This is a genomic window from Janthinobacterium sp. GW823-FHT03B06, assembly GCF_058796955.1.
Genome location: NZ_JBXAJE010000008.1, coordinates 116225 through 132254, shown reverse-complemented (window position 1 = coordinate 132254; position 16030 = coordinate 116225). Strand labels below are relative to the sequence as shown.

The following is a 16030-nucleotide window of genomic DNA, read 5'->3' as shown; positions in this document are numbered from 1 at the left end:
GGGAATGCCGTCAAAAACGCGGACTGGCGCGGGTTGTTGATGTATGGGGAATGCCGCTACAGGGCGGGAAACAGCTCCGCCTGGGCTGGCGCCTGCCGCGTCACGACGGCCGGATCGGACAAGGTCGAGATGCGCACGCCCAGCAGGCGGATTTTCTTGTCAAATGGCACGCGCCGCAAGCAGTCGCGGCTGGCGCGCAGGATGGCGGCGGCGTCCGCCGTGGCACTGGGCAGGGTGATGTCGCGCGTGACCGTGCTGAAATCCTCGAAGCGCAGCTTGATGCCCACCGTGCGCCCCGCCAGCGACTGCTTGTCGAGGTCGCCCGCCACGCGCGTGCACAGGCTTTCCAGCTTTTCCGACAGCGTGGCGCGGTCGCGCACCACCTGCAAGTCGCGCTCGAACGTCGTTTCGCGGCTGACGGACTTGGTTTCCCGGCTCGTCTGCACGGGCCGCTCGTCGATGCCCAGCGCCGCCTGGCGCAGCCAGCCCGTGTACAGGTCGCCGAACTGCGTGCGCAGCATGGCCATGTCGGCCCGCGCCAGCTCGCCGATGGTAATAATGCCCAGCGCTTCCAGCTTGGCCGTGGCTTTCGGGCCGATGCCGTTGATCTTTTTCGCCGGCAAGGGCCAGACCCGCGTTTCCACATCCTCGGGCGACAAAATGGTCAGGCCGTCGGGCTTTTCCAGATCGGAACAGATTTTTGCCAACAATTTGTTCGGCGCCAGGCCGATCGAGCACGACAGGCCCGTCGCCTCGAACACGGCCGCCTTCAGTCGCGCCGCCATGGCCGGTGCCTGCTCGCCGTATTCGGTCAGGTCGACATAGATTTCATCGATGCCCACGTTCTGGATGATGGGGCACAGCTGGGCCACTGCCTGCTTGAAGCGGGCCGAATACTCGCGGTAAGCCTCGAAATCGGCCGGCAGCAGGATGCTGTCGGGCGCCAGTTTCGCCGCCTTCATGATGCCCATGGCGGAAAACACGCCAAACTTGCGCGCCGCATAGGTCGACGTGGTGACGACGCCGCGCCCCACGTAGTCGCGCATGCGCGCGAATTTCCGCGTGCCGTCTTCCTGCAGCACCGGTTGCTGCAAGCGCCCGCCGCCGATGACGACGGCTTCGCCGCGCAATTCCGGATATTTCAACAGTTCCACGGAGGCGAAAAAGGCATCCATGTCCAGATGGGCTATCCAGCGGCGCGGTTCAGGCAATGTAGGGGCAGATGTGGTCAAGGACACCTCGCGGCGGGATACTGTAGTTATATACAGTATCGCTGGAAATGCCCATGGATGCAAGTTGAAACGCACGCGCTCCGCAGTTGCTTTTCTCAATAGCAAGATTACAATCCTGACACGACTATAAAAGGAGTTGCCTTGTCTACAGCACATCAAGCTTTGCGCCGCCTGGCCGTCTGCTCATCCATCCTGCTGTCCACGCTGGCGGCATCCGCGCTGGCCGCCGACGCCACCGCCCCCATCGCCACCAAGACGGCCTGGCAGGAAACGCGCCACGGCACCGTGGTTACGGACGACTACCGCTGGCTGCAAAAGAAGACCAATCCTGCCGTGATCGACTACCTGAATGCGGAAAACGCCTATACGGCGGCCGTCACGGCCCCGATCCAGCCGCTGGCCGACAAGCTGACTGCGGAAATCAAGGGACGCATGCAGGAAGTGGACCTGTCCGTGCCTGCGCGCCAGGGCAATTTCTACTATTACACGCGCACGGAAGCGGGCAAGCAGTATCCGATTCACTGCCGCCGCCCCGTCGGCACCAGCGGCGCCTACGATGCGCAGGCGCTTGAAGAAATCTTGCTGGATCAGAATCAACTGGCCGAAGGCCACAAATTTTTTGCCGTGCGCGCGTTTGCCATCAGCCCGAACGAACAATTGCTGGCCTACACCACCGACACGACGGGTTTCCGCCAGTACGCGCTGCATGTCAAGGATTTGAAGACAGGCAAGTTGCTGGGCGACAGCATGCCGCGCGTCACATCCCTGGCCTGGGCGGCCGACAACGCCACCCTGATGCTGACGCAGGAAGAAGCCACCACCAAGCGCGCTGACCGCTTGTTCCGCCTGGCCTTGGGCGGCATGCCGCAGCAGGTCTATCACGAGCCGGTAGAGCAATTCGCCATCGGCGTGAGCCGCACGCGCGACCAGCGCTACTTTGTGCTCACGGCGCGCAGCACGGATACGAGCGAAGTGCTGCTGTTGCCAACGAGCCAGCCGCAAGGCAGTTTCCAGAGCGTACTGAAACGCGAAAAAGGCCACCGCTACGTCGTCGAACACCGCGACGGCCAGCTGTACATCCTGACCAACAAGGATGCGAAGAATTTCCGCGTCGTCAGCGCGCCATTGAGCACCCCGCAGCCGAAACACTGGAAACCCGTCGTGCCGCACAACAAGGATGCCGTGATCCAGTCCATCGACGTCTTCCAGGGCTATCTGGTGGTGATGGAAAAGGCGCGCGCCCTGAACCGCGCGCGCATCCTTGATTTTGCGCAAAAGAACTGGAAAACCGTGCAGTTCGACGACCCCGTCTACCTGGCCACGTCCGTCGGCACACCCGAGTTTTCGGCCACGCAATTTCGCATGTCGTACCAGTCGCCCGTCACGCCGCCCACCATCATCGATGTCGGCATGAAGGATGGCCAGCGCACGGTGCTGAAGCAGCAGGAAATCGTCGGCGGCTTTGACGGCAGCCGCTACACGACGCAGCGTCTGTGGGTGACAGCGCGCGATGGCGTGCAAGTGCCGCTGTGGGTCGTCTACAAGAAGGGCGTCAAGCTCGACGGTTCCGCGCCGCTGCTGCTGTATTCGTATGGCTCGTATGGCATCTCGACGGAAGCCAGTTTTGCCATCAGCCGCATCAGCCTGCTGGAACGCGGTGTCATCTATGCGCAAGCGCATATCCGCGGCGGCACCGACATGGGCGAAGCGTGGCATGAAGACGGCATGCTGATGAAGAAGAAAAACACCTTCCATGACTTCATCGACAGCGCCGACTACCTGGTGCGCGAAAAATGGACGAGCCCGAACCGCCTGATCATCCAGGGCGGCAGCGCCGGCGGCTTGCTGATGGGCGCCGTCGTCAACATGCGTCCCGAGCTGTTCCACGCCGTGCACGCGGCCGTACCATTCGTCGACGTGATGAACACCATGATGGACGCCAGCCTGCCCCTGACGACGGGCGAATACCTGGAATGGGGCGACCCGAACCAGAAGGCGGCCTACGACTACATGCTCAGCTACTCGCCCTACGACAACATCGCGCGCAAGAATTATCCCGCCATGCTGGTGACGACGGGCCTGAACGACAGCCAGGTCATGTACTGGGAACCGGCAAAATACGTGGCCAAGCTGCGCGCGTATAAAACGGACGGCAATCCATTGCTGCTGAAAACGAATATGGGCGCCGGCCACGGCGGCGCGTCGGGCCGCTACAACGCGATTGCCGAAAACGCCTTCAACATGGCCTGGATGCTGTCGCAGTGGAACATCACGCAATAATGTGAAAAAAGCGCTTGCAGAAGGATTTTAGCCATCCTATAATAGCGCCTCTTCCAGACGTGGTGACAAACGTCGGGATGGTTTTCTGAGACAAGCAACGGGTGCTTAGCTCAGTTGGTAGAGCGGCGCCCTTACAAGGCGTAGGTCGGGAGTTCGAGCCTCTCAGCACCCACCAAATCAGAAAACTGTCCAGTGCTTCATGGATCAGCAACAAAGATCATACGAGCTTGGAGTGGTAGTTCAGTTGGTTAGAATACCGGCCTGTCACGTCGGGGGTCGCGGGTTCGAGTCCCGTCCGCTCCGCCAATAAAAGAAAAGCCCTTTGGTTCCTGGAACCGAAGGGCTTTTCCCATTTCAGAAGCCAAAAACACGTCATTACCCGCTCCCCTGAACATTTTTGCGCTTTTCAGCAAAAAAACTGCCATTCCCCCTCAAGAATAGTTGCACAAGGGCGAAAGCGCCCCCTATAATAGTGCCTCTTCCAGACGTGGTGACAAACGTCGGGATAGTTTTCTGGGTATGCGGGTGCTTAGCTCAGTTGGTAGAGCGGCGCCCTTACAAGGCGTAGGTCGGGAGTTCGAGCCTCTCAGCACCCACCACCAATACAGAAAATTATCCAGTGCTTCATGGATCAGCAACACAGATCATACGAGCTTGGAGTGGTAGTTCAGTTGGTTAGAATACCGGCCTGTCACGTCGGGGGTCGCGGGTTCGAGTCCCGTCCGCTCCGCCAATAAAAGAAAAGCCCTTTGGTTCCTGGAACCGAAGGGCTTTTCCCATTGTGGGGTCAGACCCACAACACCACCAACGTCAACCCCAAAGCTAACTTGCCCGGGGGTCTGACCCCGGCTGTTAGAATCAGCGCTACCCTGACTCCGCCCCTGCCCGCATGCGCTTGCCCCGTAGTACTCCTCCCTATATCGCCCTGCGGCTGCGCCTGGCCCATCATGCTTTGCTGCAATTTGCCGCCAGCCTGACGAGTTCCATGGAAATCTTCTTTTTCCTGGCCGGTCCCGTCCTGCTGGGCCTGCTCAGCGTCATCGCCCTGCCCGGCTTTCTCGCCGTGAGCCAGCCCTGGCCCGCCGCACTGAGTATCATCGTCACGCAGACGGTCCTCACTTGCCTGCCCGCCTGGCTGCTGCGCAAACGGCTGCTGCCGGCAAGTACCGCCGTCTGGCTGCGCCAGCTCCCCTTGCCGCCGCGCCTGCGCTGGCAAGCCGATATCGCCGTCGCCGGCCTGCTGATGCTGCCGCTGGACCTTGCGTATGCCGTCTCGGCCGGCATCTGGCTGCTGCAGTCGCCGCCGTGGCTGCGCCCCATTGCGGCGGCCGGCATTGCCGCCACCGCCGGTGCCTGGCTGCTGGCCTGGCTGCTGACGACGCTCATCGTGGCGCAACGCCTGCGCGCGCCGCGCCCCGCACAAAGGGCGCGCCCGCCCACGATGACGGCCTATGTGCCGCAACGGCCCCGCTGGCCTATCCTGTTCCTGTGGCGCCAGCTGTTCTGGCTGCCGTTCTGGCGCAATGAGAATGTGATCGGCCTGCAGCAAAGCGTCTTGCTGGCCACGGCGGGCGCCAGCATGCTGGCCTGGCTGCTGCGCGCGCCCCTGCTGCCCGCGCCGCTGCTCGGTTTGCTGGCCAGCGCCAGCCTGGTCATTGTGACGGACCGGGGCGACAAGGCCGTGCGCGAGCAGATCGCCGTGCTGCGCCCAGCGCTGAACGCCTGGCCGCTGGCCAGCGCGCCCTTGCTGCGCCTGGCCTGCGCGGCCAGCCTGCTGCCCGCCTTCGCCGTGCTGCTGGCCGGTGCTGTCTTGCTGTACGCCACCGATCCCGCCGCCTTGCAACAGCGCGTCACCAGCGTGTATGCCCTCACCGCCAGTGTCGCCCTGCTGGCCATCGTCGGCCTGCCCCGCCTGACGGCGCGCGGCAGGGTCGCCCTCGTCGTCCTGTCCATCCTTGCCTTGAGCGCCATCGGAAGCGAATTATGGAATTGAACCTGCCTTCTTCCGTGCTGTATATCGAGCACCTCGATTTTCACTTCCCCACGCACAGCGTGTTCCAGGGGTTCAACCGGCAATTCGGCCCCGGCGTCACCTGGCTGCGCGGCGCGAACGGCGCCGGCAAGACGACCTTGCTGAAGCTGGCGGGCGGCGCCCTGCTGCCCGCGCGCGGCGCCATCCGCCTGAACGAAATCGACAGCGGCTTCATGCCGCTGGCCTACCGCGCCCAGGCCTTCTATTGCGGCGGCGATGCGCCCGCCCTGCCCTGGCTGCAAGTGCACGAGTTTCTCGACCTGCACCTGGCCCTGTACCCGGGCAGCGACCAGGCCCTGCTGAACGACGAACTGAGCGCATTTTCCCTGCTGCAGACCTTACAGCAAAGCATCACCGCCCTGTCCCTGGGCCAGCATAAAAAACTGCAGCTGGCCCTGGCACTGGCCTTGCCCGTGCGCCTGCTGCTGATCGATGAGCCGTTCAATGGCCTCGACGCGGCCGCCATGGCGTACTTGCGCCAGCGACTGGCCGACCCGGCCCGCCTGGCGCGCCAGTGCATCGTGCTGACCAGCCATCTGGCGCCGGACGTGCCGCTGGCGGCGACGGTGGAAATATAGACAGGAAATACAGCTTTGCAGATCGGCAAGAACCGCTTAGGATGCCGTGTTGCAAAAACCGGCGATCCCGGTGCAGCCACGACAACAACACGGCACGGTTATTCACCGCGCCCGGCTTATTCTTGGAGAAATCATGTTGAACATCCACCGCAGCGCCCTGGCCATCCTGTGCGCCGCTATCACCACCTGCACCGCCTCGGCCCTCGCCGCCGGCCCCACGGGCACGGCCGCCGACTATGGCAGCAGCGCGCCCCACGCCGCCGCCCAGCGCAGCATCGAACTGCAGCCCGACACGCGCCACATCAACGTCACGCACGGCGAAACCGTCACCATCGCGCGCGCCGGCCAGCGTTTTACGTGGCACGTGCAAACTTTTAACCATCAAACGACATTCGCCCTGGCCGAGATCGCGCCGAAAGACATGCCCGTCGATGGCGTGCAGGTGTATGTCGCCGCCAACCCGCTGTACGCGGGCAGCTAAGTTTCTTTAACGCATAAAAAAACCGGAAGGGCCTCGCGGCCGTTCCGGTTTTTTTTCAGCGTGAAGAGTTACGCCGTCAATGCTTCTTTCGCTGCGGACTCGTCGACCACTTCCTCGTCATCCGAGCGGATCAGGTGGTCAAAGGCGGACAAAGCTGCCTTGGCGCCTTCGCCGGTGGCGATGATGATCTGCTTGTACGGCACCGTGGTGACGTCGCCGGCCGCGAACACGCCGGGGATCGAGGTCTGGCCGCGGGCATCGACTTCGATTTCGCCGTGGCGCGACAGGGCGACCGTGCCTTTGAGCCACTCCGTGTTCGGCACCAGGCCGATCTGCACGAAGACGCCTTCCAGCTCGACCTTGTTCGACGTACCGCTGATACGGTCCGTGTAGCTGAGGCCATTGACGATCTTGCCGTCGCCGTGGATTTCGGTGGTTTGCGCCGAGGTGATCACGGTCACGTTGGGCAGGCTGTGCAGCTTGCGCTGGAGCACCGCATCGGCGCGCAGTTCTGCGCCGAACTCGATCAGGGTCACGTGTTTCACGAGGCCGGCCAGGTCGATCGCCGCTTCCACGCCCGAGTTGCCGCCGCCGATCACGGCCACGCGCTTGCCCTTGAACAAGGGACCATCGCAGTGCGGGCAGTAGGCGACACCGTGGTTGCGGTATTCCTTCTCGCCCGGCACATTGATTTCGCGCCAGCGGGCGCCGGTGGCCAGGATGACGGTCTTGGCTTTGAGCACGGCGCCATTCGCCGTTTCAATCTCGATCAGCTTGCCTGGAGTCAATTTCGCGGCGCGCTGCGTGTTCATGATATCGACGTCGTATTCCTTGACGTGCTGTTCCAGCGCCACGGCGAACTTCGGACCATCGGTTTCCTTGACGGAAATAAAATTCTCGATCGCCAGGGTATCGAGCACCTGGCCGCCGAAACGCTCGGCCAGCACGCCCGTGTTGATGCCCTTGCGGGCCGCGTAGATCGCCGCTGCCGCGCCGGCTGGGCCGCCGCCAACGATCAGCACGTCAAACACGTCTTTCTTGCTCAACGCTGCCGCCTGGCGGGCGCCGGCATTGGTGTCGAGCTTGGCGAGGATTTCCTCGACATTCGTGCGTCCCTGGCCGAAATGCTGGCCATTGAGGAACATCATCGGCACGGCCATGATCTGGCGTTCTTCCACTTCTTGCGGGAACACCCCGCCATCGATGGTGGTGACCTTGATGCGCGGGTTGATCACGGCCATGGCATTCAAGGCCTGCACCACTTCCGGGCAGTTATGGCAGGAGAGCGAAATAAACGTTTCAAACTCGTAATCGCCGTCGAGGTTGCGGATCTGCTCGATCACGGCATCGTCGAACTTGATGGTGTGGCCGCCCACTTGCAGCAGCGCCAGCACCAGCGAGGTAAATTCGTGGCCCAGCGGCACACCGGCGAAACGCACGCCGATGTCGGAGCCGGTACGGTTGATGCTGAACGACGGGGTCCGTACGCCAGCGTCAAGGCGCTCGACCAGCGTGATCTTGTCGCTCAACAGGACTATCTCCTGGAGCAATTCCTTCATCTCGCGGGCTTTTGCGCTGTCATCGAGAGAAGCGACCAGCTCAAGCGGATACACCACTTTTTCCAGGTAGGATTTCAGTTGGGTTTTGAGGGTTGCATCTAACATGATTTTTTCTTCCTTTACAAATATTTAGGCGAATGCCGGGCCGGACGCCCGGTCCGGCATCGCGGTAACTACTTGTTTGCTACGTCGTGCATCGAGACTTAGATCTTGCCGACCAGGTCCAGCGATGGGGTCAGCGTTGCGGCGCCTTCCGTCCATTTTGCCGGGCACACTTCGCCTGGGTGATTCGCCACGTACTGGGCGGCTTTGACTTTGCGCAACAGTTCCGATGCGTCACGGCCGATGCCGTTGTCATGCACTTCCAGCACTTTGATGAAGCCGTCCGGATTGATGACGAAGGTGCCGCGCAGTGCCAGGCCTTCTTCTTCGATCATGACTTCGAAGTTGCGCGACAGGGCGCCGGTCGGGTCGCCGATCAGTGCGTATTGCACTTTCTTGATCGCGTCCGAGGTGTCGTGCCAGGCTTTGTGCGCGAAGTGGGTATCGGTCGAGATGCCGTAGACATCGACGCCCAGCTTCTGGAACTCGGCGTGGTGATCGGCCAGATCTTCCAGTTCGGTTGGGCAAACGAAGGTGAAGTCGGCTGGGTAGAAGACGAATACCGACCACTTGCCTTTCAGCGACGCTTCCGTCAGGTCGACGAATTTGCCATTGTGGTATGCGGTTGCCTTGAATGGTTTAACTTGGGTATTGATCAGCGACATGTCATTTCCTCTCGTGTGGTGAATCAGTAAGACTCTAGTGTAAGGGGTTTTAACCCATATTCAAAATTGATTGTCACAATAGTTTCAATTAGTTTTAGCTATCATGACGCCATGGGAACTCCATGATAGGCAGTTCCCACAGGATTGGATAGCGGTGACAGTGGATACCCCTGCCGCCGCCAGGTGTTTCACTCCTAGTTCTTTAACTCTTCCGGTACCTTGCCGCCGTTTTCCGCCAGCTTGATCATCACCTGGCGGTGCAGCCAGATATTCATGCTGGCCGAATCGTTGGTGTCGCCCGTGAAGTGCAGCTCTTGCGCCAGTTCCTTGCGCGCGGCCAGGCTGCTGTCGAGTTGAAGCAGTTTCATCAGGTCGACGATGGACGTGCGCCAATTGAGTTTTTCCGCGTTCTTGCTGGCCAGGTCGACCAGCACCACTTCCACGTCGACGACCGGCACGGCGGCGGCCGGTGCAGGCGCTGCCGCCGGTGCGGCTGCCGCTGGCGCTTCGGTAGCGGCAGCCGGCGTGGCTGCCGGGGCAGCGTCGGATGAATGGTGGAAGATTTTGTTATAGATATTGCTGAAAATGCCCATGAGGTCACCTCGAGTTGAGTGAATGGAAGAAGGTTTGCCTGCGCACCAGGTCCAGGACCCGTGACAGCAATGCCGGGCGCAGGCGCCAGCCCGTCGAGTATAAGCCCGTTCGGGCCGGGAGCCCCGTCCCGCAGGCTTGCGTGAAATCTGGTGGCGGACGCGCCCGTTTCAAGGATGCAAAGGCCGCCGGGCGTGCAGCAGCGCGTCGAACGCGTCGATGGCCAGCGGCGGCGCAAACAGCTCGCCTTGCGCAAAATCGCAGCCGATCTCCAGCAGCAGCGCGCGCTGCTCTTCGGTCTCCACCCCTTCGGCGATGACTTGCAAACCCAGCTTGTGGGCCATGGTGACGATGGCTTCGCACAGCACCAGTTCGCTGGCGCCGGGCGCCAGCTTGCGCACCAGCACGCCGTCGAGCTTCAGGTAATCGATGCCGCACTGCTGCAATTGCGTCAGCGAGGCATGGCCGCTGCCAAAGTCGTCGAGGGCGATCTGCAAGCCCGCCTCGCGCAAGTGCTGCAGGCGTGGCGCCATGCTATTGCCGCTAGGTAAAAGCACATCTTCGCGCATGTCGAGCACGATGGCCGAAGGCGGCACATCGAGCGCCAGCAGCTGGCGCAGCCAGGTGCCGGGCGCCTCGACTTCGCGCTGCAATTCCAGCGACGACTGGTTCAGGCACAGCTGCAGCCCCGGCAAGCCGATGGCCTGGCCCTGCGCGCGCCAGCGCAGCAGTTGCGCGGCCGCCGTGCGCAGCACCCAGTCGCCGATCTCCACAATCAAGCCGCTGCTCTCGGCCAGCGCCAGGAAATCGGGCGGGCACACGACGCCCCGCTGCGGATGGTGCCAGCGCAGCAAGGCTTCCGCTTTGGCCAGTTTGCCGCTACGCAGCTCGACGATGGGCTGGTAATGCAGCTGCATCTGCTGTTCGTGCAGGGCCGCGCGCAAGTCCGCCCCCATGCGCATGCGGTTGACGGCCGCCACCTGCATGGCCGGCGTGAAATAACTGTAGCGGTTGCGCCCCGCGCCTTTCGACACATACATGGCCTGGTCCGCATGCTTGAGCAAGTCCTCGATCGTGCCCGCGTCGTCCGGATACAGGGTGATGCCGATCGAGGCGGAGACGAAGGCCTGCTCCTGTCCCAGCAGGAACGGCGCCAGCAAGCCGTCGAGGATTTGCCGCGCGATGCGGTCGACTTGCTGCAGGTCGTCGAGGTCGGACAGGATCACCGTGAATTCATCGCCGCCCAGGCGCGCCACCGTATCCGTCTCGCGCACGCCCACGCGGATGCGCCGCGCCGCTTCGATCAGCAAGATATCGCCCTGGTGGTGGCCGAGGGTGTCGTTGACTTCCTTGAAGTGGTCGAGGTCGATAAACAGGATGGCCACGCGGCTTGCGTCGCGCCGCCCCTGGGCCAGCGCCAGGCGCAGGCGCTCGTGGAACATGCGGCGGTTCGGCAATTGCGTCAGGGTATCGAAATTGGCTTGCTGCCAGATCAGCGCTTCCGTTTGCCGCTTGTCCGTCACGTCTTCCAGCATGCACAGGTGCTGCGGGCCGCCATGGCGCGCCGTGGCGATGGCCGTCACCGAGGCGTCGACCCACACCACGCCGCCATCGGGACGCACGATGCGCTTGGCGTGGCGAAAACCCTGCATGCGCCGCGCCAGCAGCTGCACCACGTGCGCCTGCTCGCCCGCCACGTCGTCGGGATGGCTGATTTCCATCCAGCTCGTCTGCTTCATGTGCTCCAGCGTGCGCCCGGCGATGGCCAGATAGCGCGGATTGATATCCAGAAACTGTCCGCTCACGGTATCGATCAGGGCGATGCCCATGGGCGCCTGCTCGAACATGGTGCGAAAGCGCAATTCCCCTTGCCGGATGGTGTCCTCGGTGCGGCGGCGCTCACGCGCCAGATTGCTGAAATGAAAGGCGGCCGACACGGCCAACAGGCTGCCCGCCACGCCCAGCGACAGGTACAGCCAGCCCAGGTCCGCGCCTGGCACGGGGCGATACAAAAAACCCTGGTAGGCGCGGCTGTCCGTGGCATTGCGCGGCAGCACGCCCATGGCGGCATACGTATCGGCGATATGCTGCCAGCGCTGGGGATTCATGTAGCCCGGCTCCACCAGCGTAGGCTGCAGCAGTAAATCCATTTGCTGCGCCTCGTACAGCAGGTGCGCGCGGTCGTGGCGCTGGCTGTATTTAACATGGATCAATTGCGCCATTTCCTCGCGGTGCGCCATCGCGTATTGCCAGCCGCGCAAACTGGCCGCGCGGAACGCTTTTACGCGCTCGGGATGGCGGCGCAGTTCGCGCTCGCTGGTAAACAGGTTGTCGCCGTAGAAATCGATGCCGGCCGTGCGCGGCGTAAACTGGTAATAGGGAAATCCCGCCCGGTCCAGATAGTCCGGTTCGTTGGTGGAATACGCGGCAATCGCATCGACTTTGCCCTCGATCAAATCCTCGACCCGGTAGCTGGGCGGCAAGTGGCGCATCTGCTGCGGCGCGACGCCCATTTTCCGCAGGAACAGCGACACTTCATCGGATGCGGACGCCACGTCGGCGGGCGCGCCTATCATCACGGGCGCCCCCGCCAGCTTGCGCACGTCGGGCGCGCCGCCTTGCTGGCGCATCAGCAGCACGCTGGGCGAATGCTGGAACACCACGGCCAGCGCCACCACGGGTTTACCGGCCAGGCGGCTGAGCAACAAGGTGCTGTTGCCCACGCCATATTCGGCATGGCCCGCCAGCACGGCCGCCTCGGCGCGCGGCGCGCCGCTGCCTTCGAGCAGCGTCACGTCGAGGCCCGCCTCGCGGTAATAGCCTTGCTCGATGGCCGCGTAATAGCCGGCGAACTGGAACTGGTGCGTGAAATTGAGCTGCAGGGAGACGGGTTCCAGCGCCCGGGCTTGTGTGGCCAGGCACAGCAGCAGGAAGAACAGGCCGCGCCAGCCGCGCGCCAGCCTGCCGGCGAGCGGCAAGACAAAGCGGAAAGCATCGGGGGCTTTCATCGGCATGGCGGAACACCACAGGAAGCTGCCGAGCTGGCAGGGGTAAGGCTATTGTAGCCGCCCCTTTTGCCATTGGATAATTATTTCAGTGAGAACAATAGCGTTGATGTTTTTGGCAAACAATTCGCCTTTGTTTGCGCTAGAACACGACGCCGGCGACCAAAATGATGTTGGCATACGGACTGCACTCGCCCGTGCGCACGATGGCGCGCGCGCCCTTGCTCAATTGCTTGAACTCCTCGTGCGTCACCTGGCGCGCATCGGGCAGGGACAAGGCCGCCACTTGGGCCGCCATGGCCGGATTATGCTGCGGCAACTCGCTGGCGAGCAAATGGTATTCCACCTGCATTTCAGTCAATACCGTATTGACGGTATCGATGAAGCCGGGAATGCCGCGCGTCAGGGCCAGGTCGATCAGGGGCACGCCAGGCTGCGACGGCAAGCCCGCGTCGCCGATGACGAGCATGTCGCCATGACCGAGCGACGCGATCAATTGCGACAGCGCAATATTGAGCAACGGTGATTTTTTCATGGGCGTGGTGTCGTTAGAACAGCTCGTGCAAGTGGGGGATCGAGGTTTGCGCGCCGGGCTTGGTGACGCTCCAGGCAGCCGCGCGCTGGCCTTGTTGAATCGCTTCCGCCTCGTCCATGCCGGACGCCAGGCCCGCCACAAAACCGCCAATGAAGGTGTCGCCGGCGGCCGTCGTGTCGACCGCTTGCACCGCTTCGGCCGGAAAGGTGTAATCGCCGCCATACAGGGCCGCGTGCACGCCCTTGGAACCCAAGGTGATGATGACATTGTCGCTGCCCAGCTTTTGCAGCGCGGCCGCCAGCGCTTGGGCATCGGCGCCTTCCGGGCTGACGCCGGCCAGCATGGCCGCTTCGATTTCATTCGGAATCAGGTAGTCGACCAGTTCCAGCACGCCTTGCGGCAAGCTGGCCGCCGGGGCCGGGTTCAGCACCACGGTCTTGCCCAGCGAGCGGGCCAGTTTGATCGCGTGCACGACGGTGGCCATCGGCGTTTCCAGCTGCAGCACGACGATGTCCGCCTGCTCGATCAGCTCTTTCGCCGCGTCGATATGCGCGGGGCTGAGCAGATCGTTGGCGCCGCCGGCGATCACGATGCTGTTCTGGCCGTTGTCGTCGACGAGGATCGAGGCGATGCCGGACGCCACGCCGGGCAAGGTCGTGATGTGGCTGTCGATGATGCCGTCGCCCACGAGGGCCGCGCGCAACGTCGCGCCGAAGGCGTCGTCGCCCACGCAGCCGACCATGGCCACTTGCTGGGCGCCCGCCACCTTGCCGCTCAGGCGCGCGCAGGCCACGGCCTGGTTGGCGCCCTTGCCGCCAGGAATAGTTCTAAACGCGCCGCCCGTCAGGGTTTCGCCGGGGAGGGGCATGCGCGGCACGCGCAAGACCAGGTCCATATTGATGCTGCCGATAACCACGATCATGATGTCATTCCCATCAGTTCAGTTGCAGGAGAAGAAGTAGGTACAGCAGAAGGTACGGTGGCGGCCACGCTGGAGCCGCGCACGTGCAGCTCGGGGGCGATGCTGCGCTGCTGGCGCGGCAAGGCGGGGTCGGCGATGCGCGCCAGCAGACAGGCCGCCGTGATGTGGCCCAGCTCGCGCGTGTTCTGCGCCACGCTGCTCAAGGCCGGATGCACGAAGCTGGCCAGGTCGATATCGTCGAAGCCGACGACGGCCAGTTCCGCCGGCACGGCAATGCCACGCTCGGCGGCGGCGCGCAGGGCGCCAAAGGCCATCAAATCATTGCAGCAGAACAGGGCATCGGGGCGCTGGCCTTGGGGCAACGCCAGCAAGTCCAGCGCGGCCGCATAACCGCCCGCGCTCGTAAAATCGCCATGCACGCACAGGGCGTCGGCCAGGACCACGCCCGCGTCCGCCATGGCGCTGCGCGCGCCGGCGATGCGCTCATTGGAAATGCTCACTTCGCGGGGACCGGCGATGCAGGCAAGGCGCCGGCGCCCCAGCTCCAGCAAATGGCGCGCGGCCAGGGCTCCCCCGGCGCGGTTGTCGACGGCCACCGCATCGATGGCCAGGTCGCTGGGCGCGCGGTCGAGCAGCACGGCCGGCACCTTCATCTTGCGCAGCAATTCGCCATCGCTGTCGGCCAGCGCGGACAAAATCAGGCCGTCGCAGCGCTTGGTCAAGAGCACGTTCAGGTAGTCGCGCTGCTTGGCGGGATCGTCATCGGAATTGCACAAAATCACGCTGTAGCCGGCAGCATAGCAGCTGTCCTCGATGCCGCGCGCCACTTCCGAGAAATACGGGTTCGTATTGTTCGGAATGATCAGGCCGATGGTGCCCGTGCTGCGGCTGCGCAAGGAGCGCGCCAGCGCGCTGGGCACGTAATGCAGTGCCTCCGCCGCCGCCAGCACGGCGCGGCGCGCCTCGTCGCTGACGGGGCGGGTATTGTTGAGGACGTGCGAGACGGTGGTAAACGATACCCCCGCCGCCTGCGCCACTTGCTTGATGGTTGCCATGGGCCGGTATTATGAACGCTCGCCGCGGCGGCGGTAAGTGTCGAGCACCACGGCGGCGACGATCACCAGGCCCGTGACGATGCGTTTCACGGGTTCCGACACGCCCACCTGCGCCAGGCCCGCTTCCAGCACGGAAATGATCAATACGCCGATAAACGTGCTGATGACGGAACCGCGTCCGCCCATCAGGCTCGTGCCGCCGATCACGACGGCGGCGATCACCTGCAATTCCATGCCCACGCCGCCGTTCGGGTCGGCCGCTTCCAGGCGCGACACCTGGAACAGCGCGCCCACGCCGGCAAGAAAGCCCATCAAGGCAAAGACCAGCACTTTCGACGGTTTTGTGTTGATGCCGGACAAACGCACGGCTTCTTCATTCGTGCCGATGCCGATCCAGTGGCGTCCCAGCACCGTGCGCGTGAGCACCAGGTGGCCGATGACGACGATGGCGATCGAGGCGATGAAGGCGGGCGACAGGCCAAACGCAATCGGCGAGCTGATGCCGTCCACGGCGCTGCCGATGTATTCCGTGCGCGAATTGGTCACCTGATAAGCCATGCCGCGCGCCATTTCCAGCACGCCCAAGGACACGATGAACGAGGGGATGCGCCAGCCGACGGAAATGAGGCCCGTCGTCGCGCCGCACAGGGCGGCGACGAACATGCCCAGCAGGGCCGCGCTCCACACGGGCCAACCCCAGTGCACGACGGCCAGCGACAGCACGGACGCGGCCAGCGCCATCACGGAACCGACGGACAAATCGATGCCGCCGATGATCAGCACGAACGTCATGCCGACCGCCATCACGACCAGGGTCGGGATGTTATTCGACAGGGTACTCAAGGTGGCCAAAGTAAAAAAGTTTTCGCTGGCAAACGAGAACAGCACGCACATGGCCAGCAAAGCGCCGATCAGGCCCGCATAGTTTTTCAGGTCGGCCAGGCTGCGCTGCAGATACGAAGGAGAGGAGTGGGTGGTCATGGGAATCTTTCC

13 protein-coding genes and 4 tRNA genes are annotated in these 16030 nt (G+C 63.2%); 8 read left to right on the top strand and 9 right to left on the bottom strand.

The window, feature by feature from the left end:
• Positions 1 to 56 precede the first annotated feature (56 nt).
• The gene (gene dinB, locus AC1RBA_RS23430; protein ID WP_492419986.1) at positions 57 to 1211 is read right to left on the bottom strand and encodes a DNA polymerase IV; all 1155 of its coding nucleotides are present in this window, start codon (positions 1209 to 1211) and stop codon (positions 57 to 59) included.
• Between the two features lie 162 nt (positions 1212 to 1373).
• Between dinB and AC1RBA_RS23425 the strand changes: the two genes are divergently transcribed.
• From AC1RBA_RS23425 to AC1RBA_RS23390, 8 genes are all read left to right on the top strand, one after another.
• Entirely contained in the window at positions 1374 to 3512 is a 2139-nt protein-coding gene (locus AC1RBA_RS23425; RefSeq protein ID WP_492419943.1) for a S9 family peptidase, read from the top strand.
• Positions 3513 to 3611: 99 nt separating this feature from the next.
• Positions 3612 to 3687 (top strand) — tRNA-Val (locus AC1RBA_RS23420).
• A 54-nt stretch (positions 3688 to 3741) separates the two neighbouring features.
• Positions 3742 to 3818: transfer RNA gene (locus tag AC1RBA_RS23415), tRNA-Asp, on the top strand.
• Between the two features lie 217 nt (positions 3819 to 4035).
• Positions 4036 to 4111 (top strand) — tRNA-Val (locus tag AC1RBA_RS23410).
• A 57-nt stretch (positions 4112 to 4168) separates the two neighbouring features.
• Positions 4169 to 4245 (top strand) — tRNA-Asp (locus AC1RBA_RS23405).
• 162 nt (positions 4246 to 4407) lie between these two features.
• Entirely contained in the window at positions 4408 to 5505 is a 1098-nt protein-coding gene (locus AC1RBA_RS23400) for a hypothetical protein (protein WP_492419942.1), read from the top strand.
• Complete coding sequence (locus AC1RBA_RS23395; RefSeq protein ID WP_070288839.1) at positions 5496 to 6122, top strand: ABC transporter ATP-binding protein; 627 nt, start codon at positions 5496 to 5498, stop codon at positions 6120 to 6122. The genes AC1RBA_RS23400 and AC1RBA_RS23395 overlap by 10 nt, the downstream gene beginning before the upstream one ends.
• Before the next feature lie 133 nt (positions 6123 to 6255).
• Positions 6256 to 6603: a CzcE family metal-binding protein gene (locus AC1RBA_RS23390; protein ID WP_492419941.1), complete on the top strand. Its 348-nt coding sequence runs from the start codon at positions 6256 to 6258 to the stop codon at positions 6601 to 6603.
• Between the two features lie 68 nt (positions 6604 to 6671).
• On the opposite strand, the gene ahpF is transcribed toward AC1RBA_RS23390, so the two are convergent.
• The 8 genes from ahpF to AC1RBA_RS23350 form a co-directional block, all read right to left on the bottom strand.
• Entirely contained in the window at positions 6672 to 8267 is a 1596-nt protein-coding gene (gene ahpF, locus AC1RBA_RS23385) for an alkyl hydroperoxide reductase subunit F (protein ID WP_070288837.1), read from the bottom strand.
• 98 nt (positions 8268 to 8365) lie between these two features.
• The gene (gene ahpC / locus AC1RBA_RS23380) at positions 8366 to 8929 is read right to left on the bottom strand and encodes an alkyl hydroperoxide reductase subunit C (protein WP_070219447.1); all 564 of its coding nucleotides are present in this window, start codon (positions 8927 to 8929) and stop codon (positions 8366 to 8368) included.
• 194 nt (positions 8930 to 9123) lie between these two features.
• Positions 9124 to 9522, bottom strand: coding sequence for a DUF3597 domain-containing protein (locus tag AC1RBA_RS23375; RefSeq protein WP_070219448.1), 399 nt, complete (start codon positions 9520 to 9522; stop codon positions 9124 to 9126).
• 168 nt (positions 9523 to 9690) lie between these two features.
• Entirely contained in the window at positions 9691 to 12534 is a 2844-nt protein-coding gene (locus AC1RBA_RS23370) for an EAL domain-containing protein (protein WP_492419940.1), read from the bottom strand.
• 133 nt (positions 12535 to 12667) lie between these two features.
• Positions 12668 to 13060, bottom strand: coding sequence for a D-ribose pyranase (gene rbsD / locus AC1RBA_RS23365; protein ID WP_099666108.1), 393 nt, complete (start codon positions 13058 to 13060; stop codon positions 12668 to 12670).
• A gap of 13 nt (positions 13061 to 13073) precedes the next feature.
• Positions 13074 to 13982: a ribokinase gene (gene rbsK / locus AC1RBA_RS23360; RefSeq protein ID WP_492419939.1), complete on the bottom strand. Its 909-nt coding sequence runs from the start codon at positions 13980 to 13982 to the stop codon at positions 13074 to 13076.
• A complete protein-coding gene (locus AC1RBA_RS23355; RefSeq protein WP_492419938.1) occupies positions 13979 to 15037 on the bottom strand; it encodes a LacI family DNA-binding transcriptional regulator in 1059 nt (352 codons plus the stop codon). The genes rbsK and AC1RBA_RS23355 overlap by 4 nt, the downstream gene beginning before the upstream one ends.
• Before the next feature lie 9 nt (positions 15038 to 15046).
• Entirely contained in the window at positions 15047 to 16018 is a 972-nt protein-coding gene (locus AC1RBA_RS23350; protein ID WP_070219453.1) for an ABC transporter permease, read from the bottom strand.
• Positions 16019 to 16030 lie beyond the last annotated feature (12 nt).

Excerpts from the sequence above, each read along its gene's own strand:
- AC1RBA_RS23395 (WP_070288839.1), top strand. The coding sequence starts at position 5,496 with ATGGAATTGAACCTGCCTTCTTCCGTGCTGTATATCGAGCACCTCGAT.
- AC1RBA_RS23355 (WP_492419938.1), bottom strand. The coding sequence starts at position 15,037 with ATGGCAACCATCAAGCAAGTGGCGCAGGCGGCGGGGGTATCGTTTACC.
- ahpF (WP_070288837.1), bottom strand. The coding sequence starts at position 8,267 with ATGTTAGATGCAACCCTCAAAACCCAACTGAAATCCTACCTGGAAAAA.
- AC1RBA_RS23375 (WP_070219448.1), bottom strand. The coding sequence starts at position 9,522 with ATGGGCATTTTCAGCAATATCTATAACAAAATCTTCCACCATTCATCC.
- rbsK (WP_492419939.1), bottom strand. The coding sequence starts at position 13,982 with ATGATCGTGGTTATCGGCAGCATCAATATGGACCTGGTCTTGCGCGTG.
- AC1RBA_RS23390 (WP_492419941.1), top strand. The coding sequence starts at position 6,256 with ATGTTGAACATCCACCGCAGCGCCCTGGCCATCCTGTGCGCCGCTATC.
- ahpC (WP_070219447.1), bottom strand. The coding sequence starts at position 8,929 with ATGTCGCTGATCAATACCCAAGTTAAACCATTCAAGGCAACCGCATAC.
- rbsD (WP_099666108.1), bottom strand. The coding sequence starts at position 13,060 with ATGAAAAAATCACCGTTGCTCAATATTGCGCTGTCGCAATTGATCGCG.
- AC1RBA_RS23350 (WP_070219453.1), bottom strand. The coding sequence starts at position 16,018 with ATGACCACCCACTCCTCTCCTTCGTATCTGCAGCGCAGCCTGGCCGAC.
- AC1RBA_RS23370 (WP_492419940.1), bottom strand. The coding sequence starts at position 12,534 with ATGCCGATGAAAGCCCCCGATGCTTTCCGCTTTGTCTTGCCGCTCGCC.